This window comes from Thermococcus sp. 2319x1 (genome assembly GCF_001484685.1).
Classification (GTDB): Archaea; Methanobacteriota_B; Thermococci; order Thermococcales; family Thermococcaceae; genus Thermococcus_A.
In genome coordinates, this window is the sequence record NZ_CP012200.1 from 1,693,495 (window position 1) to 1,715,906 (window position 22,412).

24 protein-coding genes and 5 pseudogenes are annotated in these 22,412 nt (G+C 46.9%); 19 read left to right on the forward strand and 10 right to left on the reverse strand.

The window, feature by feature from the left end; genetic code table 11:
* Positions 1-14: 14 nt before the first annotated feature.
* The 3 pseudogenes from ADU37_RS11115 to ADU37_RS09410 all read left to right on the forward strand — a co-directional run.
* Positions 15-589 (forward strand): annotated as a pseudogene (locus ADU37_RS11115) (ABC transporter substrate-binding protein); the annotation flags it as partial.
* Positions 584-691 (forward strand): annotated as a pseudogene (locus ADU37_RS11700) (iron ABC transporter permease); the annotation flags it as partial. The pseudogenes ADU37_RS11115 and ADU37_RS11700, both read left to right, overlap by 6 nt.
* 1 nt (position 692) lies before the next feature.
* Positions 693-1,178: pseudogene (locus ADU37_RS09410) on the forward strand (ABC transporter ATP-binding protein); the annotation flags it as partial.
* Here ADU37_RS09410 and ADU37_RS09415 read toward each other — a convergent pair.
* The 3 genes from ADU37_RS09415 to gapN all read right to left on the reverse strand — a co-directional run bounded on the left by ADU37_RS09415 (position 1,167) and on the right by gapN (position 4,086).
* Positions 1,167-2,255: a VIT1/CCC1 transporter family protein gene (locus ADU37_RS09415; RefSeq protein ID WP_058947339.1), complete on the reverse strand. Its 1,089-nt coding sequence runs from the start codon at positions 2,253-2,255 to the stop codon at positions 1,167-1,169. The pseudogene ADU37_RS09410 and the gene ADU37_RS09415 sit on opposite strands and share 12 nt — an antisense overlap.
* 50 nt (positions 2,256-2,305) lie before the next feature.
* Positions 2,306-2,482, reverse strand: a complete 177-nt coding sequence (locus ADU37_RS09420; RefSeq protein ID WP_058947340.1) for an HTH domain-containing protein — start codon at positions 2,480-2,482, stop codon at positions 2,306-2,308.
* An 83-nt stretch (positions 2,483-2,565) separates the two neighbouring features.
* The gene (gapN, locus tag ADU37_RS09425) at positions 2,566-4,086 is read right to left on the reverse strand and encodes an NADP-dependent glyceraldehyde-3-phosphate dehydrogenase (RefSeq protein ID WP_058947341.1); all 1,521 of its coding nucleotides are present in this window, start codon (positions 4,084-4,086) and stop codon (positions 2,566-2,568) included.
* A 153-nt stretch (positions 4,087-4,239) separates the two neighbouring features.
* On the opposite strand from gapN, the gene ADU37_RS09430 reads away from it, so the two are divergent.
* The gene (locus tag ADU37_RS09430; RefSeq protein ID WP_058947342.1) at positions 4,240-4,764 is read left to right on the forward strand and encodes a ferritin family protein; all 525 of its coding nucleotides are present in this window, start codon (positions 4,240-4,242) and stop codon (positions 4,762-4,764) included.
* 155 nt (positions 4,765-4,919) lie between these two features.
* Here the strand turns inward: ADU37_RS09430 and ADU37_RS11450 are convergent, their stop codons facing one another.
* On the reverse strand, positions 4,920-5,087 hold the full coding sequence (locus ADU37_RS11450; RefSeq protein ID WP_158508494.1) for a hypothetical protein: 168 nt from the start codon (positions 5,085-5,087) through the stop codon (positions 4,920-4,922).
* Between the two features lie 95 nt (positions 5,088-5,182).
* On the opposite strand from ADU37_RS11450, the gene ADU37_RS09435 reads away from it, so the two are divergent.
* Both ADU37_RS09435 and ADU37_RS09440 read left to right on the forward strand, forming a co-directional pair.
* Entirely contained in the window at positions 5,183-5,809 is a 627-nt protein-coding gene (locus tag ADU37_RS09435; protein WP_058947343.1) for a DOMON domain-containing protein, read from the forward strand.
* 5 nt (positions 5,810-5,814) lie between these two features.
* Positions 5,815-6,168 (forward strand): hypothetical protein, encoded by a 354-nt coding sequence (locus tag ADU37_RS09440; RefSeq protein WP_058947344.1) that lies wholly within the window; start codon positions 5,815-5,817, stop codon positions 6,166-6,168.
* Here ADU37_RS09440 and ADU37_RS09445 read toward each other — a convergent pair.
* On the reverse strand, positions 6,165-6,695 hold the full coding sequence (locus tag ADU37_RS09445) for a GNAT family N-acetyltransferase (protein WP_058947345.1): 531 nt from the start codon (positions 6,693-6,695) through the stop codon (positions 6,165-6,167). The two genes, ADU37_RS09440 and ADU37_RS09445, sit on opposite strands and share 4 nt — an antisense overlap.
* A 93-nt stretch (positions 6,696-6,788) precedes the next feature.
* On the opposite strand from ADU37_RS09445, the gene ADU37_RS09450 reads away from it, so the two are divergent.
* The 6 genes and pseudogenes from ADU37_RS09450 (at position 6,789) to ADU37_RS09475 (ending at position 10,264) form a co-directional block, all read left to right on the forward strand.
* The gene (locus ADU37_RS09450) at positions 6,789-7,259 is read left to right on the forward strand and encodes a peroxiredoxin (protein ID WP_058947346.1); all 471 of its coding nucleotides are present in this window, start codon (positions 6,789-6,791) and stop codon (positions 7,257-7,259) included.
* Positions 7,260-7,271: 12 nt separating this feature from the next.
* Positions 7,272-7,748, forward strand: coding sequence for a ferritin family protein (locus ADU37_RS09455; RefSeq protein ID WP_058947347.1), 477 nt, complete (start codon positions 7,272-7,274; stop codon positions 7,746-7,748).
* A 174-nt stretch (positions 7,749-7,922) separates the two neighbouring features.
* A pseudogene (locus tag ADU37_RS09460) lies at positions 7,923-8,099 on the forward strand (DNA protection protein DPS); the annotation flags it as partial.
* A gap of 78 nt (positions 8,100-8,177) precedes the next feature.
* On the forward strand, positions 8,178-9,218 hold the full coding sequence (locus ADU37_RS09465; RefSeq protein ID WP_058947349.1) for an encapsulin: 1,041 nt from the start codon (positions 8,178-8,180) through the stop codon (positions 9,216-9,218).
* 31 nt (positions 9,219-9,249) lie between these two features.
* A complete protein-coding gene (locus ADU37_RS09470) occupies positions 9,250-9,759 on the forward strand; it encodes a hypothetical protein (RefSeq protein WP_058947350.1) in 510 nt (169 codons plus the stop codon).
* Between the two features lie 58 nt (positions 9,760-9,817).
* The gene (locus ADU37_RS09475; RefSeq protein WP_058947351.1) at positions 9,818-10,264 is read left to right on the forward strand and encodes a ferritin family protein; all 447 of its coding nucleotides are present in this window, start codon (positions 9,818-9,820) and stop codon (positions 10,262-10,264) included.
* On the opposite strand, the gene ADU37_RS09480 is transcribed toward ADU37_RS09475, so the two are convergent.
* The gene (locus ADU37_RS09480; protein WP_058947352.1) at positions 10,232-10,792 is read right to left on the reverse strand and encodes a ferritin family protein; all 561 of its coding nucleotides are present in this window, start codon (positions 10,790-10,792) and stop codon (positions 10,232-10,234) included. The two genes, ADU37_RS09475 and ADU37_RS09480, sit on opposite strands and share 33 nt — an antisense overlap.
* 133 nt (positions 10,793-10,925) lie before the next feature.
* On the opposite strand from ADU37_RS09480, the gene ADU37_RS09485 reads away from it, so the two are divergent.
* The 7 genes from ADU37_RS09485 (at position 10,926) to ADU37_RS09515 (ending at position 19,581) form a co-directional block, all read left to right on the forward strand.
* Complete coding sequence (locus ADU37_RS09485) at positions 10,926-11,738, forward strand: mechanosensitive ion channel family protein (RefSeq protein ID WP_058947353.1); 813 nt, start codon at positions 10,926-10,928, stop codon at positions 11,736-11,738.
* A gap of 91 nt (positions 11,739-11,829) precedes the next feature.
* Complete coding sequence (locus tag ADU37_RS09490; protein ID WP_238981963.1) at positions 11,830-13,149, forward strand: beta-galactosidase trimerization domain-containing protein; 1,320 nt, start codon at positions 11,830-11,832, stop codon at positions 13,147-13,149.
* Complete coding sequence (locus ADU37_RS09495) at positions 13,146-14,504, forward strand: glycosyltransferase family 2 protein (protein ID WP_058947354.1); 1,359 nt, start codon at positions 13,146-13,148, stop codon at positions 14,502-14,504. The genes ADU37_RS09490 and ADU37_RS09495 overlap by 4 nt, the downstream gene beginning before the upstream one ends.
* Complete coding sequence (locus ADU37_RS09500; protein ID WP_238981964.1) at positions 14,498-15,793, forward strand: helix-turn-helix domain-containing protein; 1,296 nt, start codon at positions 14,498-14,500, stop codon at positions 15,791-15,793. The genes ADU37_RS09495 and ADU37_RS09500 overlap by 7 nt, the downstream gene beginning before the upstream one ends.
* A complete protein-coding gene (gene artF, locus ADU37_RS09505) occupies positions 15,732-16,187 on the forward strand; it encodes an archaeosortase family protein ArtF (protein ID WP_394325713.1) in 456 nt (151 codons plus the stop codon). The genes ADU37_RS09500 and artF overlap by 62 nt, the downstream gene beginning before the upstream one ends.
* A gap of 141 nt (positions 16,188-16,328) precedes the next feature.
* On the forward strand, positions 16,329-17,075 hold the full coding sequence (locus ADU37_RS09510) for a hypothetical protein (RefSeq protein WP_144433254.1): 747 nt from the start codon (positions 16,329-16,331) through the stop codon (positions 17,073-17,075).
* 4 nt (positions 17,076-17,079) lie between these two features.
* The gene (locus ADU37_RS09515; protein WP_082663052.1) at positions 17,080-19,581 is read left to right on the forward strand and encodes a 6-pyruvoyl-tetrahydropterin synthase-related protein; all 2,502 of its coding nucleotides are present in this window, start codon (positions 17,080-17,082) and stop codon (positions 19,579-19,581) included.
* Between the two features lie 308 nt (positions 19,582-19,889).
* On the opposite strand, the pseudogene ADU37_RS11895 reads toward ADU37_RS09515, so the two are convergent.
* The 4 genes and pseudogenes from ADU37_RS11895 to ADU37_RS09535 form a co-directional block, all read right to left on the reverse strand.
* Positions 19,890-19,970, reverse strand: a pseudogene (locus ADU37_RS11895) (hypothetical protein); the annotation flags it as partial.
* A 46-nt stretch (positions 19,971-20,016) separates the two neighbouring features.
* A complete protein-coding gene (heR, locus tag ADU37_RS09525; protein ID WP_058947358.1) occupies positions 20,017-20,760 on the reverse strand; it encodes a heliorhodopsin HeR in 744 nt (247 codons plus the stop codon).
* Positions 20,761-20,816: 56 nt separating this feature from the next.
* On the reverse strand, positions 20,817-21,599 hold the full coding sequence (locus tag ADU37_RS09530; RefSeq protein ID WP_058947359.1) for an SDR family oxidoreductase: 783 nt from the start codon (positions 21,597-21,599) through the stop codon (positions 20,817-20,819).
* 18 nt (positions 21,600-21,617) lie between these two features.
* On the reverse strand, positions 21,618-22,412 hold the full coding sequence (locus tag ADU37_RS09535) for a glycine betaine ABC transporter substrate-binding protein (RefSeq protein WP_058947360.1): 795 nt from the start codon (positions 22,410-22,412) through the stop codon (positions 21,618-21,620).

A 22,412-nucleotide genomic window follows, 5' to 3' on the forward strand; every position in this document is an offset into this window, starting at 1 on the left:
AATGTTGAGCGAATAACGCCAGTGACAAAATCGTTGGAGTTGAGGATTTTGAAAAACTTCACAGATACGGCAGAGCATACATTCCAGCACATCCAGAACTTGGAGAACTTCCCAGTATTGGGCCCGGGGGTCCAGGAAAGCTTCCTAACTTAGAAGCGTTGGTTAATCTAAGGCCAGATGTAATTTTCACGACCTATGTAGATGCTAAGACAGCTCAAGATATCCAAGAAAAAACGGGAATACCCGTTGTTGTATTAAGCTATGGACAAGTGACAACTGCTCTTTAAATCTTTACAGCTCGCAGGTAAAATCCTTGGAAAAGAAAAAAGAGCTCAGGAGGTTATCACCTTCATTAAATCTCTCCAAGAGGACTTATTAAAACGTACAGAGCTACGCAACCAGCATAGGAACTGCCCTTGCAGATGCCTACTTCATCGGAAAGGTCCTTTATCCAGAGAGCTTTAAAGATGTAGACCCCATAAAGACGGCAAACGATATTTATGAATTTTTAGTGGGCAAACCAGTATACGAAACACTTGCCGAACAGTTTGGAGGATTCGGAAGAATCAATCTTTCGACTGGAAGTCTTGTCCAGTACTTTGCGGACGAACTCCAACTGGCGGCGATGGTCTACTGGGGCTTTGGGGATTTAGGAGGGGCAACATGGAGAGAGAACACAATACTCATGATTCTTAGGGTATGTTCCACAGAGCGTAAATCCCGGATTTATGAGGGTTTTTGATATCGTTCTTTTGGGCAGGAGGCTATATATGGGCTTTAATCCTTCAGAAAAGGACATTAGAATCGTTAATGAAATCCTCAAGAAGAGTGGAGGAGAGCTGCAAAAGGTAAGCATCGCCAGAGCCCTAGCACAAGAACCAGAGATACTACTCATGGACGAACCAACAAACAATCTTGACCCAAAGAACCAGCTTAAAGTTATGGAGATAGCCAAAGACTTCGCAAAAGTGGGCAAAGTCCCGATAGCGGTTATGCACGATGTTAACTTAGCTCTACGTTTTGCTGATAGGTTTATTTTCATGAAAAATGGTAGAATAATAGCGGATGGAGGGAGGGAAATTCTAAGGTCTGAAATTTTTGAGAAAGTTTATGGAATCAGAGGGCTTGTCGGCGAAGTCTCTGGAGTCCCAGTGTTCATAGCTAGCTCAGAGAGTTGAAATGTGGAAAAGGTTTTCCATTAGCCTTCCAAAAATATAACTCAGGAAAGCGGCCCCCAATCCGGTAGAGACCATCTCAAGGACTTTCTTCTTTATTGAAATTCCCGAAAGTACGGAGATTACGCTTGCAACTATGGCCAAAGCAGTTCCAGCCAAGAGAATCGAGAAAGGTAGGGCTAATAAAGAAGAGGAAGCCATGAAATATGGCAATACCGGAAAAGCCACCCCGGTTAGATAAGCCAAGCCAGTATAAAGGGCCGAACGGAGTTCATTTTCATTGCTTTCTTGCACAAGAAGATTTATCATTGCGTTTTCATTGGAAGAGAGCTTTTCCGCAACTTCTTTAGCAACCTCCCCCGGCATACCGCTCTCCAAAAGCCTCTCTATAAGCTCTTCCTTTGCTCTCTCCGGAGAAACTTTGAAAAGCACTTCCATTCTCTGCTTTACACTCTCATTCACCTGCCTCTGAGACCTGACGGATATAAACGCCCCTATCCCCATTGAAAGTGCTCCTGCGACTCCAACTATCAAGCCGCTAATTCCCACTATTTTCGGATTGTGGATGTAAACTGCCGAAAGTCCCGTAACTGCCCCCAAAAGCTCTACGAGACCATCGTTCATTCCAAGGACAAAATCCCTTATGTTTTCTACATGAAGGCGCTTCTTGCTCTCATAGAAAAAGCGCTCATGCTCAAGTTCATCCAAGATTATTTTAGAAATTGCCTCCCTCTCTTCATCGCTAAGCTTGTATTTTGTCAGAAAGCTGGAATACTTTTTAATAGCCGAGTTTTCCCCCATTTCAAGCAGAGAAACAACGGTTCCCGGCCCCAAAAGCTTTCTAAGCAGTTTTACAGAAAAGAAACCAAGCCTGCCTATCTTTATTTTCTCAGGTTTTTTGCCCCTTTTGGCCAAAAAGTCGTGCCAGAATTTTGCGTGATTGGATTCTATATGAGATAGCCTTAAAAATTCTTCTTTCAGCTTTGGGTCTTTTTCCCCTCTACTCAAGGAAGCATAGAGAACCGAATCTCTGTATTCGTCCTCGTAAAATTGACCCGCCAGTTTGAGCATTTCCTCCATCTTGCCCACCAAAAATGTAAAAGCTTAGGGGTTAATAAAATAAACGGAAATCACTCGGCGGGAGCATAATAGCATCTCTTCGGAGAAATTATTTTTCCTTCCTTTTTGAGCTTTTTAATGACTTTATCTACCTCTTTCTTGTCAATTCCAGCCAGTTCAGCTATTTCAGCGCTTTTTAAGGGTCTTCCTGCTTCTTTTAAAACTTTGAAAACCAACTCCTCGCTCATGGCCATCACCTTAAAATTTGCATTAAAGGATTAAATCTTCGAACTTATAAAGTTTTCAGTTCAAAACAAAAGAGGGGAGAAAATCAAAGGTACTCCCAGACACCGTAGCCCTTGAAGTTGTGGACTATCGTTTTTGTCGTCGTAAGCTGCTCGACAGAGTAGCCTATGCCCTCTCTTCCCACACCGCTGTCCTTCATGCCTCCAAAGGGGTAGTAGCCTATGCCATGCCTCGGGTACTCGTTGATGAAGACGCTCCCAACTTCAAGCTTTCTCGCGACCTTCCTTGCCCTCCTCTCGCACTCGCTGAAAACAGAGGCATCCAGTCCAAAGCGGGAAGAATTAGCTATGGCAACTGCCTCGTCTTCATCCTTGACCTTGATAAGTAGGGTGAGGGGACCAAAGACGTCCTCCTGAAAAGCCCTAAGCTCTTTAACCTTCTCTTTGTCCACTTCAAGGAGTACTGGCCACACATAGTTGCCCTCCCTTTTGAATCCGGTCAAAGGCTTCGCTCCCTTCTCTATGGCGTCTTTGTAAATCTCTTCAATATAATCCGCAGAATGTTTGTCAATAAGGGGTCCCATTACAGCGTTTTCATCCTCTAAGGGGTTTTTGGGTTCTATCTCTTTCAGCTTTTCGAGAATCTTTGCTTTTAACTCTTCATAGATTTCTTCCTGAGCTAAGATGAGCCTTATTGCATCGCATCTCTGACCGGAGTAGCTCACCATGCCCTTAATGATTTTTTCACTCGCAAGCTCTAAATCCGCATCATCCAAAACTATCGCAGGGTCTTTGCCGCCAAGCTCAAGGTGGTAGGCTTTTATGCCGCCGGTTTTTATTATGTGCTCCCCAACCTCTGTGCTTCCGGTGAAGGTTATGGCCCTTATACGATTGTCCTTTACCACATCATCCATGAATCTTCCGGGTATTGTTAGGAGGGCAAAGCTCTCCTTAGGGAAGCCCGCAAGTTCTAAGACCCTGATGAAGAGAAGTGCCGCAAGAGGATCTGCAGATGCAGGTTTTAACAGCACTGCATTTCCACTGAGAAGGGCGGGTATTACCTTTGTGGCAGAGATGAACAGCGGATAATTGAAGGGACTTATTGCCAAGATAACTCCATACGGTTCCCTCTTGACTATTCCCTCACTCTCGAGGGTCTCTTCACTCCAGTCTCCGGGGATGTAATCGCCAAGCATTCTCCTTGACTCAAAGGTAGTTTTTTCGAGCCTTTCAATGGTGGCTTTTGTTTCCCCAGTTGCATTGCTCTTTGGCTTGCCGGCATCGAGGATTAGAACTCTTACGAAGTCGTCAAAGGCCCCCCTCATTAATTGTGCTGCTTTTAAGAAGCTTTCTATTCTCTTTTCTCCGGGATAGTTCCTTATTTCTTCTCTTCCTTTTTCATAAACTGTGGAAAGAATTTCCTCGATTTGTTCCTTGCTGAGCCTTGAAACCCTTGCTATAATGCTGCCATCTATAGGGCTCCTAATATCGGAAAAACTTTCTCCAAAGACCCACTCCCCAGCGGCGTAGGTCTTAAATTCGGGGACACCATCTTCGCCAATCCTGTATATCTCATCAAAAATTTTGTCATGGACAAGTTTGTCCATTTGTAATCACCAATATATACTATTGCACATACATATAAAAGGTTTTATCTAACCAAACTGAAATTTTACCTTCCAAAAACTTTCCAAAGAACGAATCACCAAAGTTCCGAAAACGTTAATAACTTTAACGAGAATATATAACCGGTGGTTTCTATGAAGATAACGGATAAGGAAGTTTTTGAAATTGCCGTAAATGCCGAAATAAAAGCAAAAGAGGCATATGAAAAGATGGCTTCGCTTGTAAAGAGCGATATTATTAGAGACGAGCTCCTGTTTCTGGCTAAGGAAGAAGACAAGCACAGACAGATAGTGGAGAAAATGGCCGAGAAGTTTAAGGGGAGCGAAGAAGAACCAAAACAGATCGAAATTGAAATAATGGGAGAGTTCAAAGTTATTGCAGAAAAAATGAGTGAAGCCATTAAAAAACCAGATATCAACCTTGACGAAATTTACGAGATAGCCATGGAAGCTGAGCTTGTGAGTGAAAAGCTCTACAACGAGCTTGCAAAGTATGCAACAAATGAAAAAACCAAAGTTCTGCTCAACATGCTTGCCGATATGGAGAGGCAACACTTTAACATCCTTAAGAAGCACTACGACTACATGATGCAGTACCCCGATGTCTATAAAGAGGAACTCTACGACCAGCTCATGAAGGACATAAACTTCAACTTCTGATTTTTTAACCTTCTTTTCTTATTGTAGAGCTTCCTTCAATCCCTCACATCCTTGAAACTGAGTACAGTTTAACCTTCTCAAAGGGCCCGCAACTTCCTTCTCAAATCCCATACTTGCCCTCTGGACTATGGAGACGAAGGAGACTCCAAAGAGCCTCATACCTGTCCTTTTAGGTCGTTTACCTGCTTTTCATAGTCATTTATTTGTCCCTTGAGGTCGCTTATCTGCCCTTCGTACTGGTTAACTTTCCCCTGAAGGTCACTGACCTGATTTTCGAGGCTTTTCGCCTGCTTTTGGAGGGCGTTGTACTCTTCTTGGCTCACGCCCTTAGGCGCAAGCAGTATCCGGCGAGGGCCCCTATGAGAAGTCTCAAAAAATCTTAAAACAACTTAGACAAAATACAATCAGGTGACACTGCATGAAAGATTTGAAAAAACTCGGTTTTGTTGTTTTGTTCCTTGTTGGAATAGTGCTTCTAAGCGGTTGCACCGGGGGCAACGGAAGCCCTTCCACAACCCAAACAGCTCAAAGTGGAACTCCTATTCAGCTCGGAGAATGGAGGGCCAATGGCATCATCGATGAGAACGAGTACGCCCATGAGCTCTCACTCGCCGGAGGAAAACTCACCGTTTACTGGAGAAACGACGGCACTTACCTTTACATGGCCCTTAAGGGGCAGACTAGTGGTTGGGTGGCTATAGGATTTGAACCCACTGACAAGATGAAGGATGCGGATATGGTTTTTGGATGGGTTCAAGACGGCAACACCGTTGTGATCGATGCTTATTCCACCGGAACTTATGGCCCGCATCCACCCGATGAGAAGCTTGGCGGAAGTAGTGATATCCTTGAGTATGCCGGAAAAGAGGAGAACGGGGTTACGATAATAGAATTCAAAAGGAAACTCAACACGGGCGACCAGTACGATAAAGCCTTTACTCCCGGGCAGAAAATAAGCTTCATCTTTGCTCTCGCTGACGTGGATGACTTCACGACCAAGCACAACATAGCGAGAGGTTATGGGGAGCTACAGCTCGACGGGTGATTCCAGTGGAGCCATTCCAGATACACGCAGTGATGCAGATTATCTCACTCCTTTTCTTTCTCTTGGGAATTTACTACGCCAGAAAGCATAAACGAAGGTGGCATCATTTCTTTGTGTATTCCGCTGTGGGATTGCTGACAATTGGTGTAGCTTACATGCTATACATCGCCGGAGGCGTGCCCTCAATCCATGGAAGATTTGGGCTTTTTGTATACTCATACGTCCTCTTTGCGGCTATGAGCGGGAGGCTGTTCTGGAGGAGGAAGATAAAGAGAAATACACACAAGCTAATAGCGCTCTCTGCAGTTTTACTCTTATCCCTTCAAATACTGCTTGCACTTTATCTCTACGTCCTTTAACTCTCTTTTTTCAGCACAACGAACTCTTTGTAATCCATGAGCTTTTTGAAGCCCTTTTTAAGGTAGTATGAGTAAGCCTCAAGATGCGGAAAGGTTATCACATATGCTTCTTTTCCGAGCTCCCTAAGCCTTTCAACTGCAAATTCCAAAAGCTTTGAGCCATAGCCTTTTCCTTTGTATGTTGGATCAACCATAAAGAACTCTATGAGGCCTGTCTTTTCATCCTTTATCTCCTCGGGCACCCACCATGCTTCTTTGCCATCAAGATTGTACACCAAAGCAACAGTGCCTATTAGTTTTCCATCCTCGTCGCGAAGGGCATAGAGCTCATCAAACTCTTTCTTAAGCCTAAATTCAAGAAAAGGCCCATAAACTCTTTTAAAGCCTTCAAAATCATCAGGGGATGGTTTGTTTTTCACCCACTCCAATGCGGGATAAGCTCCATTTGTTCCTTGGTAGACTCTGAAGACAAATCTGAGGAGTTCTTCCTTGAAGAAGGGCGGATTTTCAATTTTTACAATCTTCATGGCATATCCCCGGAAATTTTTACCCGGCTTTCCTTAAAAAGCCTTGTGAGAAAAGTTTATGAATTAGGATGCCCTAATAATTTTGGTGATCGCATGAGCTATCTCGATATTAAAGTTATAGATGAAGGAGGAAAAGAAGCTCCTCTGATGGAGTTTGTGAAAGGAAAATACACTGTGCTGTATTTTTATCCGAAAGATAACACTCCTGGCTGTACAACAGAGGCAAAGGAGTTCACTGAGCTTATTGAAGAATTCGAAAGACTTGGAGTTCAAGTTATAGGAGTTTCCCGAGATCCCCCAGAAACTCACAGAAAATTCAAAGAGAAGCATGGACTTAAAGTTAAGCTTCTCAGCGACCCAAATGGCGAGCTCCACAAAGCTCTTGGAGCCTGGGGAAAGAAGAAACTTTACGGTAAGGAATATGAGGGAGCAATAAGGAGCACCTTCATACTTAACCCAGAGGGAGAGATAGTCTGGAAGAAGATAAAAGTTAGAGCCAAAGGGCACGCGAAAGAAGTGCTTGAAGAGATCAAAAAGTTAATATCCCCAGAAAACCAAATTTAAACAGGTGATGGGATGAAGGAAATCAATGCTCTCGCACTCGCTTTGGAGGTTGAAAAAGCGGAGCTAAGATTTTACATAGAGATGGCCAAAAAGGCAAGGGATGAGAGGGCAAAAAAGATGTTCCTCTTTTTGGCGGGGGAAGAGGCTGAACACTGGGATGTTTTTGAGAAGAAGTTTGTAGAAAAGCTCCTTCAAAAACCAGAAATGCCTCAGGTTGACGAGGAACTTTTGGAAAAGCTTACCCCGAAGTATGAGGGAGAGCTTAGCGAGGTTAAAGCTGTAGAACTGGGGATGGAGCAGGAAAAGCTTACGTGGGAGTTCTATGAAAAAGCGGCGGAAGGAGCTGAGGATGAAAACGTTAGGAAAATCTTTAACGAGCTGGCAAAAGTTGAAAAGGCACACTATGAGCTTTTGAAGGCACAGTACGACTCCCTCATGAAGACGGGCATATGGATGGATTACCAAGATTTCAGCCTTGAGGTTGATTGAAGAGGTTCATCCGCCCTTAATTAGAACGTTAACAAGCTTTACTTCTTTTCTTAGCTTTTCTTTGATCAGTTCGATAATCTCCGGGTCGGTAAGATCGACTATTTCACCATTTTCAATCAAATTCACATGAGGTTCTGTGTTGATCTCAACCCTCGTTTCCCCCTCAACGGAAAAAACTACACACTCGGAAAGGATCCAAGAACCTATGACCTTGCACTTGCTATCCTGCATGAGGAAATAGAACATGAAGCATGGTTCGAGGAGCTCTTAACCGGAAAGCCGAGCGGCCATTTCAGGAGAAGCAGACCGGGGGAAAGCCCCTACGTCTCAAAGTTTTTGAAAACGAAGTGAGTTTTGAATTAACATCCCTTTTATTTTCTTTGGAAAACCTTATTAACATGAAAGTCGAACATTAAAACGGTGGTTTAAATGCTGGCAATAAATCCGACCCTGATAAATAGGGATAGGCCCTATTCTAAGGAAGAACTTATGGAAGCCCTAAGGTTGGCAACAATAGCTGAACTTGATGCCATAAACCTCTATGAACAGATGGCAAGGTTTACGGAGGATGAAAGGTTCAAAAAGGTATTCTTGGATGTTGCAAGGGAAGAAAAAGCCCATGTTGGAGAATTTATGGCTCTTCTGTTAAGCTTAGACCCAGAGCAGATCAACGAACTCAAAGGTGGATTTGGGGAGGTTGAGGAGTTAACAGGAATTAAAACCGAACTCGACCCATTGGAGGAGAATGAAACGGAAGAAAATGGGTATCTCAAGATTTTGAGGGAGGCCCTTCTAGATGCAATTGAAAAGGGGAGAACACTTCTCCACTCACTTCCAAAAACAAAGATAAGCGGTCAGTCATTCAGGGTGGACATTATAAGCTTTAGAGACGGAGTAAAGGTAGTTAAGCAGGAGTACAAGCCAATTCCGATGCTCACAAAGAAGTTCTACGTTGGACTGAGAGAACTAAGCGATAAAACCTACGATCCTGCAATAGCGGTAAAAGCGGGCGAACTGCTCGTTAAGGACGAAGAGGCCCTTGTAATAAAGGAGATACTCTCAAACGAAGGTGTAAAGAAGCTGAAGCTTGGTTCTTGGGATAATACAGAAGAAGCTCTGAGCGATCTTATGAACGCTCTCCAAGAAGCATCAAAGGCCTCTGCAGGGCCATTTGGAGTAATAATACATCCAAAGAGATATGCCAAGCTGTTAAGGGTTCACGAGAAAGGTGGAAGAATGCTCATAGAGGTTTTGAAGGAAGTTTTCAAGGGTGGCATACTGGTAACTCCAAGCATTGACGAAAACAAAGTAATCGTGTTCGCAAACACCCCGGCAGTTCTTGACGTTGTCATTGGCCAAGATGCAGACCTAAAAGAGCTCGGACCAGAAGGGGAAGAAGTAGCGTTTTTAGCAAGTGAAGCCCTCGCAGTAAGAATAAAGAGCCCGGAGGCAATTGTAGTCCTCGAATGATCTTCTTTCTTATTTTTTTGGAGGAAAACTAATGGAAAAGAACATCCAAAAAGATATCGGAGAACTAAAGAACAACTTCAGGAGACTCTTAGAAGAATTACCAACGGAGGAACTTTTATCACTTTATTTTGATCTTGTCCTTCAAGAAAAATTGTTAAAAGAGCTCCCTAAAGCAGAAATGGAAATAGAGAGAGTTTTGGAAAAATTCTGGAAAGAGAGTGTTGTGGAGAACGTTGAGGTGTACAATCTGGGGGGAATGTGTTATAAGGAAAAGGTTCCAGCAGTCAGAATGGGAAGAGAGGAGCTTGCAGAGTGGAAGGCCCTTTTTTATGCGGAACCCTTTCCAGAGAACCTTCCCGAAGAAAAGAAAGCTACCGTTAAAGGGATAGTGTTCAGGTTGATTGAGGTCAACAACGCGGAACTTGAAGTTTTTGAAAAATTAAAACCAAAAACTCCCTTAGAAGACATGATTTTCAAACTAATTGGGGAAAGTTTACTTCAGCATTCGAGACTTTTAAAGGAGCTACTGGCACTTCTCTGACGCTATAATGGGAAAGGTATATAACTTTCAAATACCATATTATAAACTGGTGATTCCTATGGTAGATCCTCTTGTTAAAAAGGCTGCCGAAGTTGAGGACAAGGCGGCCAAGAGTTATACCGAAGGATTGGCAAAGATTAGGGGTCAGGGGCTGAAGTATACCGCCGCGGAGGCGGTTATAACGCGGATAGCCGTTGATACAATAATCCACAAACACCTGATGAAGGCCATTCTCGAGGCTCAAAAGGAGCTTGAGAAATTTAGAAAAGGTTATGAACATGTAAAAGAGCCGATGGAAATAGAACCCACTAAGGAACAGGCTCTTCTTGTGAAAAGGTTTGCCGAGATGCACCTTGAAATTGAAAAGGACATGATAGAAACATACAAAAAGATGGCCGAGAAGATGACGCATCCTCTCTTCAAGGGAATAGCGGAAGCACTCGTTAAAAACGAAGAAGAACACCACAGGCTCTTAGCGGAGCTCATAGCCAAGTACAAGGAGTGAGCCCATGGGATTTTTCCTTCTCTTTAGCTTTTTAAGTATTTCAAACTCGCCCTTTAGCCTCTCGTAGTGGGAACTTTCCACCGCCGCGAGGATCAGGTAGATTTTTTTGAACTCTTCCCTTTTCTCGTTCTCGGCAAGGTGCGTGTATAGTTTCTTCGCCAGCAGTTCACTCTCCATTGCAAGTTTAAGCACCTCAAAAACGTCCTCGGCCCTTTCGAATTTATCCAGAAGTGGTGCAACCTCGATAGGGGGTAAATCAGGTGGAATGGGCTCTTCTCCGTAATTCCGGAGGAATATATTTCTTAGTGTGTCTCCGTGCTCCTTCGACTCCTTTGAGAGGATGATGAAGGTCTCCACCAGGGATTCGGGAAGGCCGAGTTCCTTTGCCCTCTGAGCCAGCTTTTCGTAGAATTCAGCCTCATCGTGCTCTCCTTTGATCCAGTAGGCTAACAGGGACTTTTCGTCCAGCTTTTTGAGTTTATCGAGTATTACCTCAAGGTCCTCAGGGGTAAAACTCCCGCTCTCCAATGATATCCCTTTGAGAGTTCGTTCCTCATGATTTTAACTTTTTCGTCTTAGTTCGAAGAACTGACTAACAATGCTTTAAGCAGAAGCAAGTGTTAAATATAACAAACGCAAATTGCTAAGGGGGTGATTGAAGGTGGCAGCTCTTGATAAACCGCTCCCCTACGTGGGAGTTACCCCGATGCAGGTGATAACCGCGATAGCAATACTTACAGTGGGCTACATCGTGGCAAAGGTCATCACGGCCTCCTTCAAGAGGGGTCTGAAGAAGACGAAGCTCCCGGAGCTCGTCGTCGAGTTCCTCGGAAGGTTTCTCAGCGCCCTCCTCTACGTGGCGGTGCTACTGCTCGCGGTGAGGGCCTTAGGCATTGAGGTTGGCTCGGTTGTGCTCGGCCTGTCAGCAGTTATAGGCTTAATCCTGGGCTTTGGCATGCAGGACACGCTAACGAACCTCGCAGCCGGCGTGTGGATAGCCGCTCTAAGGCCTATTGACATGGGTGAGGTCGTTGAGGTAGCGGGAAAGACCGGAACAGTTAGGGCCGTGGGCATAATGAGCACCGAGCTCTTAACGGCCGACAACACGCTCATAACAATCCCCAACAAGCTCGTGTGGGGGAGCGTAATAACCAACTACACCAGGATGCCCACGAGGAGAGTTGACGTCAACGTCGGCGTCGCCTACGGAACTGACCTCGATAGAGCGATAAAGATAGCGATGGAGCTTATGGAGAACCACCCGAAGGTTCTCAAAGACCCGGCTCCGAGTGTTGTGATAACTGGGCTTGCGGACTCGTCAATAAACCTCCAGCTGAGGGCTTGGGTTAAAACAGAGGACTTCTGGGGGGTCAAGGGAGACCTCACCAGGGGCATCTACGAGGCCTACGTGAGGGAGGGAATAGAGATACCCTTCCCGCAGCTGGATGTCCACATCAAGGAGATGCCAAAGTGAGCTTTTAATTAGTTTTTTCTTCAAACTTTGGCGAAGCTCTTGAAGGTTATCCATTTAAAGGGCACAAGTAAAATTGGACAGGGGATGATGGTTGAACCTGAAAATCACTATGACAATAACGCTGGTAATCTTGCTTATTTCTGCTGGCCCGGTTACCTCAAACTCCCCTCAGAATCAGAACCCTAAAATTCTGTTTGTGTGCAGCGACTTGGAAGACGTTACACTGGCGAATTCTTTCGGGGATGACGTTGACATCCTTTACCTCGGCAAAGACCTTCCAGATGATCGCTCTCTCCTATCCGATATTCTGTATCTTTCCAAATACGATGAAATATGGATTCTCGACCTCAACGTCCAGTGGACAGAGGGTGGAAGGCTGAATGAAGGGGAGATAGAGACGCTGGCGGAGTACGTTGGGAGCGGCGGTGTCCTCGTTGTTGGCCTCAACACCTACTCCCAGAGCTGGAGCAGAAAGCTGGACAATGTCTTTGGGGTCAAGATACTGCGTGTGGAGAGACCAGTTGAGGACGGGGAGGATTGGGACATAGTGTTTGGCGGTAAGGTTTACCCCTATAACGACACCTACCAAGAAGTAGTTGTCAGAACAGCGGGCGCAAAGGTTATTGCAGCTTATAAGAACGGAAACCCCGCCGTAACGATGAACCACTATGGTTCTGGTGTTGCCGTCCTGATGACATTTAACCCGATAAAAGCCTATGTTGAGGTAGACCATTCTTTCCTCGAGGTTTATCTGGCGATTTCTAGCGAAGCCTTGAAAGAGAGAAAGAATCCTCCCACTGTGGGTACTGCTAAGAAGACGTTGATCCTTTTGAAGAGAGTTCTGCTTCATCCGCTTACCCTTGGGCTAATTGCCTTTATCTTCCTCGAACTTCCTGCGTATCTTGGCTTCCTGCCCGTAGATCTTACAGTTTTCTTTGTGGCTCCACTGGTGCCCTTCTGGGGCCGCATTAAGAAAAGAAAAAGGTGTAAACACCTCCTTGAAGCTATCTCCGTGATGAGAGGGGTTACCATATCCAAACTGGCAGAAGAGATGGGGGAGAAAGCCCGTCGCTTAAAGTTCTGTGTGGCCGTCCTTAAGCTGAAGAGAACGATCAGCATGCTGGATATCTCCCGGCTTGGCGAGAAGGACTATCTTATAACCCTCCACGGTCTTGAGGCCGAGGGCGTTGCGGCATGGATGATAAAGCGGTATCCACGCCTCATGGAGAAAATAGCCTCTCATCCAGGGATTACCATACTTGACCTAGCTCGCACCTCAAACATGCCTCCCTACGAAGTCCTTGAGCTGCTCAGGGAGATGTCTAGGTATGGAGTTGTTGAGATACGAAAAATGCCCTTCGACTACGAAGTATACCCCACCAGAGCCCTTTCGAGGTGGTTTGAGGAATGAGGAGAAAGGTTTTTTCGTATCTCTCTGCTTATATAGTCTCCGCGTATGTGGTCTATCTGGAATATTCCTTTCTCCAGTGGGCCAGCTGGAAGTCAGTTCTCGTAGTTTTCGGGTCTGAAGTCGACAGATACTCTGTTTACTCCTTCGTCCGCTACCTTTTCTACCTCACCGGGGCTTTTATCATACTCTTTTACAGTGCTTATTTCATCTTCTACCTTTACTACCGGTCGAATGAGGGGCTTATCAAACTCCCCCGCTTCTATCCTACAGTGTCGATTGTGGTGCCCGCCCACAACGAGGCGATGAATATAGAGAGGTTCATCGAGAGTGTTGAGTATCAGGATTACCCTCGTGAACTCGTTGAAGTCATAATCGTTGATGACGGAAGCCAGGATGAAACATCTGAGATAGCATCGAAATACGGGGTGAAGATAATCCGACACGAAAAAAACCTTGGAAAAGCTCAATCTCTGGAGGATGGAATAAAATCTGCGAATGGAGAGGTTGTACTAACGATGGATGCCGATTCGTATTTTGGGAACGGGTACTCCTTGAGGAGGATCGTCGAGAGCCTGTATGAACGCCCCTTCATTGGGATTTCAACTGGGGTGATAAGGATAGAGCAGCGGTTTGGAAGCCTGCTCGAGAAATTCCAAGAGATAGAGTTCCTGCATTCATTTGAAGTGGGGAGAAGAGTCCAGGGTTACCTTGGCTGGTTACTCGTTGTTTCCGGCGCTTTCTCAGCTTTTAAGAGCTATTTTATAAAATCCCTACCCGCACTTCCAAAGGATACTCTGGCTGAAGACTTTGACCTCACGGTTATAGCCTTCAGGGTAGGGCTTGACTCAAATTTTGAGCCCGGAGCCATCGTATACACCGAGCCGGAAATGAGCTGGAAAAGGCTGTACCGTCAGAGGATACGGTGGTACTACGGCGGTCTTCAGGTTTTGAGTAAGCACCATGACCTTATTTTGAATAGGAAATACGGGGAGAAGGGCCTCTTCATGTTTCTTCACCTAATTCTGCTGGAGTACGTTCTGGCGGTTCTTCAGATCATAGGGATGATTCTCCTACCCCTTATCGTCCTCTCCAGGCACTTTCTGGGAATTGCCATAACCGACATAAACCTGCCTCCGGACGTTATGGCGTTTCTGTTCCTCGTTGTCATCTCTACCCAGTATCTGCCGGCCATATTTATGAGCACCGTTGTGGTGGCCATTGAAAGAAGTCCAAGGAGAGCTTTGAGAAACTTCCCTGCGATCTTTCTATACTACCTCCTCTACAACCCTCTGCTCTCCCTGGCAAAACTAGATGCAACGTTGAGGTTTCTCAGGGGGGTGGATCAGGAATGGTGAGGGCATCACACTTCTTCGCGCTTATTGTGGTTGCACTCTTCACTCTTTTACCACCTGTTGTTGCCTTTACGGTGGTTTACGTTGCTTCCGATCCGGGGGACATTCCGCTTTACAACGCCATTTCGAACCGTACTGGAGTCCTCCTCAGCAAGGAACCATCGGGAAACCTGATAGTTGCACTCGACGTAAACTATGCTTTTCTGAACGGGAGTGACAAAGACCTTCCAGTGAATCTTATTGGTGAGGCTAAGAAAGGAAAAACGGTTATAGTCGGGCTGAACACACTGAGGGCAGTCGAAAAGGTAAATCCAAGGATTCTGGAATTCGCCGGGATACAGCTGAACTATACAACTGTGGGAATACTCCCGATTGAACCTAACGGCCTTCTTAAGTTTGAAAAGTTTGGGTACGATTCCGACAGATATGGGCTCGTTATTGTACGTGCAAGAAACTCGAAGGTTCTCCTTGATTCGGGGGGAATGCAGATAGTTACTGAGATTTCCCTCGGAAAGGGAAAGCTTGTTGTGGTAGGAATCAATCCAACGGCCTACTATCTGGACACCAGCAATCCTGGGGTGGTGGAGTTTGTTGTTTCCCTGATAGACCACTACTCTCGCCCCGGTTCTTCACGGGCCCTTCTGGTGGGTGGCGCCCTTGGAGCGGCAGTTTTGGCTGGATACGCGGCGACTTCGAACAATCCGCATGTACAAAGGTTTAGAGAGCTGATCAAGTCATTTCCCGTAATCGTTATCGGCCGCTTCCTCACGCCCCCCGCGGAGGTTCTGCAGAACAGTACAAGACGGGGAATATACGAGTACATAAAAGCCAAGGGATACTCAACTCTCATCGACGTGGTTTCGACCTTTGGGATATCAAGAACAAACGCAAAGTGGCACTTACGTGTCCTTACCAGGGCAAAGCTCCTTGAGGAGACGAATGTCGGCAATACAATCGTATTTCACCCAATCGGGAAAAAGGAAGAAGCCATCAAGCTCTTCCTGCTCGAGAACAAGACACGGAAAAGGATTTATGAACTCATAATTGAGAGACCGATGGGGGTGAGTGAGCTCTCCCGGTTACTCGGTGTGAGCAAGTCGACGGTTCATCACAACCTCACCACAATGGAGGAGTACGGTCTCGTAAGGAAACGGGAGGATGGGGTGTATGAGGCGATTAAATCTGTCTCAGGAGAGAAAGAACATTCTGGTACTGATAGTCTATCTCACGGTGTTTCCGGTAGTAACATTGTTGATTGGCTTCGCGGTGGGGAAGCCCCTCACGAGGATTGAGGCATCTAATATCCATCTCTTGCTCGGAACTTTTGGGATAGACAACTACCTCATTGGAAAGCAGGTATATCTCCCCACGGACAGGATATCCTTTGAAATAACCTGGCAGTGTAGCGGAACCTTTAGCATGACGCTTTACACCCTGATTTACCTCTTCCTCCCCGGACTTAAGAAGAAACCCCTTGAGTGGCTCTTTGGAGTTTCAACCTTATACATCGCAAACATCTTCCGTGTGTTCTTTTCTATCTATCTCTACCACCGATTTGGGAAGGGTGCCTTCAATACGTTTCATTATACAATTGGGCCAATCCTGCTGTTCCTACTTGTTGTCTTCCTCATAGCCAATGCATTTTTGCTTGGTTTGAGGTCTTCCGGGAAATCCCCCAAATTTTGAGAATTTTTACCTATTTTTGGGGAGAAAGATTTAAATATTTTAGCTTGGTACTATCCAATTAGGGGATTAGGGAAACCTAACCCGTTTGAAGAACTGACTAAATATGTTATAAAAGCGAAAGTCGAATAATTTTTGGAGGCGATGGTGAGGATGAAGTTTGCGAGACCGGGTATCATTGGAGTCACCCTCATCCTCGTTCTCGCAGGGTTAAACAACGTTAGCGGTGCCCAGATAAGTGGGAAGATGCTCCACGTCTGGGACCACAGTTTGGAGAGCTCCTACTATGTGTATAGATATGTCGGAAATGACAAACCTCTAAATATCCAGTGGGATGCCATAGTGACCAATTATAATACGGGAGACCAATACGTAGCTATCATGGCAGTGATTGATGACAGTGGATATGCATGGGGCTTTTTCTGGAGAAACGGGACGGTGGTTATCTTCTCCAACACGGGTGATCCCTCCTCGGACACTCCGGTCAAAGATACTAACGTCGATGGGTCATCCCTACATACTTACAGGATTGAGGTCGTCTATAACAAACGGGGGAAGGTAAAAAAGCTGGTGTACTACATAGATGACAATAAGGTATACACGGAGCCTGATGCACCTCCCGGGAACATACGCTACATCGCTGCGGCGGGAATTTTCCGTGGGGGAAAGGAGTTCGACATGTTTATAGACAACGTTGAGTACACCTATTCGGAGGGAACGATAAGCGAAGACTTTGAAGACGGTCAGGACGACTTCTTTGTCTGGGGACTCGCCGGTACCGATGACGGCAAGAGTGGAGCAGAAGTTGTTGACAGCGCGCAGGTTCCTGAGTTCCCCTTCCTTGAGCCAATCTTTGACTATCTCTCTTCAATAGTTGGATTAAACTGGTGAGCATATGCTTAAAATCAGGAGCACTAAACTTCGAGAGATTCCTTTTATACTGTCTGTTTTTCTCCTCTCCTTGGTGGTGTTAAGGGGCTTCCTCTCCCCCGGCTATCCTCCCTCATGGGGCGGCGATTCTTATGGTCACCTCTTCAAAATCTGGAAGCTCATACATGGCTACAAGCCCTGGATTGCGGACTGGTACGGTGGTTATCCGTTCCTCCGGTTTTACCCGCCGCTTGCATACTTCATCGGTGTATTTTTTGGAAAAATAACTTCGTCTACAGTTCTCGGGTACAAGTTCACCGTGCTGTTCTCGATCCTCCTTGGGGCAATCTCCGCGAGGCTTCTCCTCAGGGAGCTTGGTTTTTCTGACGCTTCATCTTATCTGGCTGGAATCGTCTATGCGTTCTCTATCTACCACCTGAGGGTTCTCGCGCCTGAGGGGAACTTTCCAAGATTCGTTGCCCTGAACGTTGCACCCCTGTTCCTTTTGGCGTTCCTCTATGTAACCCGCAGAAACTGGAAATACTCCATACTCTCCGGACTGTTCCTGGCCATTGTGGGACTTACACACCATACGCTCTTCGTGAGCTTTGGCCTGCCCGCGCTCTTCATGATACCCTACCTCTGGATAACGCGAAAGGAGAATATCAGGGGGATAGCCATCAAAACCGCCATAGCTAGTACCGTCGCTTTCTCAATTTCGGCCTTTTGGGTTGTTCCGTTTTTGCTGGAAAAGAACAACGCTCATTTTCTGAATGAGAATAGCATTGAGTACCTCTTTAAGTTCCAGAGCGTTAAGCTGGAAGACTTTCTATTTCCCACCTCCCCATGGTCGTTCTACCAGGGAGTGGCTTTCTATCTGGGAATTGCTGGTGTTGTACTTCTCCTACTGAAGCGGGAGAAGCCTGAGAAAGCGCTTGGAGCGGGCCTGCTTGGGGCTTCTCTTACAGCCCTACTGCTTTCGCTTGGCTATTACGGCCCCACGCCTTTTCTAAACAGGCTTCCCCTTCTCAACATGATTCCTCCGTACAGATGGCTCGACAGCCTTTCGCTCGTCGGTGCAATTGGAATGGGGGTTCTCTTCGAGGTTCTTGGTGAGTCCCTCTCTCAGAAAATCGAAATCAATGCGGCTAGAAAAAGCATAGTGGTGGGGATTTTCCTCGTGTTTCTCGTTATCCTATCCCTATCAGACGTCAGGCTTCAAACCGATTCATTAAAGGCCGAGGACTTTCCCGGTGATTACCTTGCGGTTCTTAACTATATGGGAAACGACAACTCGACAGGCTGGAGGTTCTACCAAGCGGGCCTTGAAATAACCCAGGGCTCGAGGGTGTCCTGGGCACCTGCTCTTGCTGGTAAACCCGCCCTCGAAGGGTGGTACCGGCAGGGAGACCCAGCCTATCCCCAGCACAGCTACCTCAACTATGCCATCGAAAATGAACCCGGCTTCGCTGAGAAGGCCCTCAGAGCATATTCCATAAAGTACATCCTAACGGACGAACACTACAAGGGTTACAGCGCCATAGTGAAGAACCTGAAGGACTTCGGCTTTGAGGAGGTCTATTCCTCCGGTTCGTTCCACCTCTACCGCTGGAGCAACTTCACCTTCCTCCAGCCAAAATCAAGCGTCCTCGTTGTTGGAAGCTGGCCCTTTGATCTGGGAGTTTCTTATGAAAAGGCCGAATACGTGGACGACTACGCAGACAGGCTGAACGAGTACTCCGTAGTAATCCTCAACGCTTACAAGTACCGCGATCCTCTGGTCTGGGTCGATCTTGAGGAATACGTTAAAAACGGTGGAACTCTCGTGCTGAACACTTTTCTAAGTCCAGACGCCGAGGCAACCCGCTTCGGTGTGAAGTCGGTTATAGTCAGGATTCTCGGAAGGGCAAACTTAAGCTCTTCTATCTACAACGTCTCTGCCTTCTCGAATTTCACCTACGAAGGCCAGCCGTGGACCGCCACAGCCTACGAAGGCGATCTAATCTCCCTGATAAAGCTCGGGAACTATGCCATGCTCGGGTATAAAGATTACGGCTCCGGTAGAGTTTACTTCATCGGCCTAAACCTGCCATACCACTCGGCTTATACCGGCAACGAGTATGAGGCAGAGATCATTAGGGAGCTTTTAAAGGACTACATCAAGCCGCCGAAGGTTTCCTACGCCATTATTGAGATGGAGGATTGTTACATAAAGCTGGGCTTCAACCTCTCGCGCTCCTCTACAGTCATCGTTAGCGAGAACTACTATCCACACTGGAAGGCATACGTTGATGGAAAAGAAGTCGAAATAAAGAAAAACGAGGAGTTCGGCCTTATTGAAGTCGCACTTACCGCCGGAAACCACGTTCTTGAGCTTAAATTTGAGGACCCGTTCCTTCTCCTCAGGTATGTGAGCGTTGTGGCATTGATCGTGGTGGTTCTAATTCTGGGCATTCCTGAACGATGGATCAAAGCCAGTAAAAAAGCGAAAAATGAAGGCACACAAATCAAGGAGATGCCGAAGTGAGGTTTCTCCTTTCCCATTTCTCCACTCCGCCTTCGGCCTGGAAGAACACGGCGCGAAAAACGCCACCACCCTCGTCCCATCGCTTATGTGGTTCTGCCAGACGTTTGGGAATATGAACTCAAGATAGCCACACCATGCCGGCTTTTTCGGCAACGTGGTAGGTCTTGACCCTGAACTTTTCGGGAACTTTGTAGTTCCTTCCGAGCGCCGGGATGAGCCTTACCAAACCACCTTTCCTGCAGAAAGCCCCCCCTCCTGTGCACGCAGAAGTCCTCAAGGGCGTGAACTTTCCCTTTGCTGTCCCTCCAGAAAACTATGTCTTTACCGAGCCTTCTAACACCTACGGGCTTTTTCCCAACTTCCTTTGACGAAAGGACCGCGAACCACATGCTATCACCTTGGAATAAGCAAAAACCCAAATTCAAAAATAAAACCTCAAGGCTGGAGAGTTCCAGCGTAGACCTGCCACACGAGTATGGTCTTCGAGACGAGGCTCAGTATTATGTATACCTTCTCGCCGTGGAGATAGTCCGCCCATTTGCCCCACTTCTTGTACTGGAGTACCATGTTGAGCGGGAAGAGGTTGAAGAACACCGCTATGCTGACGAATATCCATATCACGAAGCCCGGCGGGTTTGAGCGGAGAATTGTCATGAATATCACTACCCACGGCATTATCCCCGTGAAGGAACCGAAGATGAAGGGACTCCAGTTAACCTTCTCGGTGTACTGGTTGAGGAGCTCCATGAGGTAGCCGAAGAATATCATGGCCGCGTTGATTGAGAAGATGAGAATCAAAGCTCCTATGTCCGAGATGCCGACGAGGAGGGCTATGATGACCACCATGATTGAGGAGGTCACCGAGTACTCGGCCCAGCGGTAGGGGTTGATGCCCTTCGAGAGGTTCCTCCTGTAGGAATCAAAGAGCACCGTTGAAACCGCGAGATGGGCCAAAGCCGTTAGGAACGGGAAGAGGGCTATGAGATACACCAGCTTGACCTCAAAGAGGTTCTCCGTTACCGTTAGGAGGTTCCTAGTGGCCTCGTCAAACTTAAGGTAGTTTCGGGTTACGGTAACGGCGAAATCGCTGGAAAGCAGGAGTATGAGAACACCCTGTATCAGGTGAAACACTCCCGCTATCATGTTGAGCCTTTTCAGCGACCTAAACTTGTCATCCATGTACATCACCTAACTATCTGGTACGACAATGGTGTATTTATAGTTTTTCCAGCTTATCACTCCGCGTAGATCATCTTGACCGTCATTCCGCCGTCAACGACGAAGTTAACGCCCGTTATAAAGCCGGCCTTTTCATTATCGGCCAAAAAAGCACATATGTGGGCTATGTCCATTGGCTCTCCAACCCTTCCAGCCGGGTGCTGCTCGTGGTCTATGGGTCTAAGATTTGGCTCGGAGCGCAGTTTTGACTTCTTCCAGCGCGACGTCTCTATCCAGCCCGGGCTTACGGCCACCACCCTGATTCGATACTTCGCGAGGCTTATAGCTAAGGAGTGCGTTAATGCCAGAAGGCCACCTTTGGAAGCGGAATATGGCTCCGTGTCCGGCTCGGACATTAAAGCCCTTGTGCTCGCGATGTTGATGATAACTCCCCCTCCGCGCTTTATCATCTCCTCTGCTGCATAGCGCGAGCATATGTATGGCCCGGTAAGGTTCACCCTTATTACCCTCTCCCACTCTTCGAGCGTTCTTTCAAAAATACTCTTGACGGACATTATCGCTGCATTGTTGACGAGTATGTCAACTCCCCCGTAGAGCTCGACGGTTTTTTTGATCATGTTCTTTACCGACTCCTCGTCGGCAACATCTGTCTTTATGAAGGTCACCTCAAGGCCCCTCTCGCGGAGCATTGCCTCCCTTTCCTTTCCGGCTTCTTCGTCTATCTCCGCTATCACCACTTTCGCCCCGTTTTCGGCGAAAAGCTGGGCTATTGCCGCACCGATGCCCTGCCCCCCACCTGTAACGATTGCAACTTTATCCCTAAGGTTGTAGGTTGTCATTACAAATCCCCCCAGCGTTTAAACACCGAGACTGACCAGAAATTCCTCCGCTATGTCCTCTTCCTTCTTTCCTCCGAAGTCAAGCATGTGGTTGAGCCTCCTCATAGTTTCGGTGCTTATCCTGCCTTCCAGCGCCTTCAACGCCTTCACTGCTCCCTTGGGAAGCCCTCTGGCTATTATGATGGCCTCGTAGGGCGGTATGGCCTTTTTATCGTCCTCAAGGAGAGCAAGCCTGTAGGCGTCAACCCTCGCATCGGTTGTGAAGGCCGTGATCACATCTACTTCGCCCTTCGATATGGCTTCATACATCTCCCGGGGCATAAGGGGCTTTATCTTCCCGAACTCAAGGCCGTAAACTTCTCTAAGCCTCGGCAAACCATCGGGCCTCTCGATGTAGGGGGCGGGACAGGCGAAGGTGAGGCTTTTCGATATCCTCGCGAGGTCGCTTATCCTCTTCAGCCCTTCACCCTCCGCCAGCTCTTTCTTTACCGCGAGCGCAAAGTCGTTCCTGAAGCCGAGCCTCGCGATTACCTCTATTCCCCTCTCTCTGAAGCCCTCTCTCACGGCTTCAAAGACTCTTTCCTCGTCCCACTCCTCCATTGGCGGGAGCTTAAGAAGGGCGTTGTAAGCCGTTCCTGTGTATTCCACATAGATGTTTATCTCCCCCTTTTCAAGCGCCTCGATGTTTGCCTCCAGCCTCGGTTCGCTCACCCTCACCTCGTACTCAAAGCCTTCCCTTTTCAGGAGCTTTCCGATCACATGGGCGAGGATTCTCTGCTCGTTGAAGGGCTTTGCCCCTATAACAATCCTCAC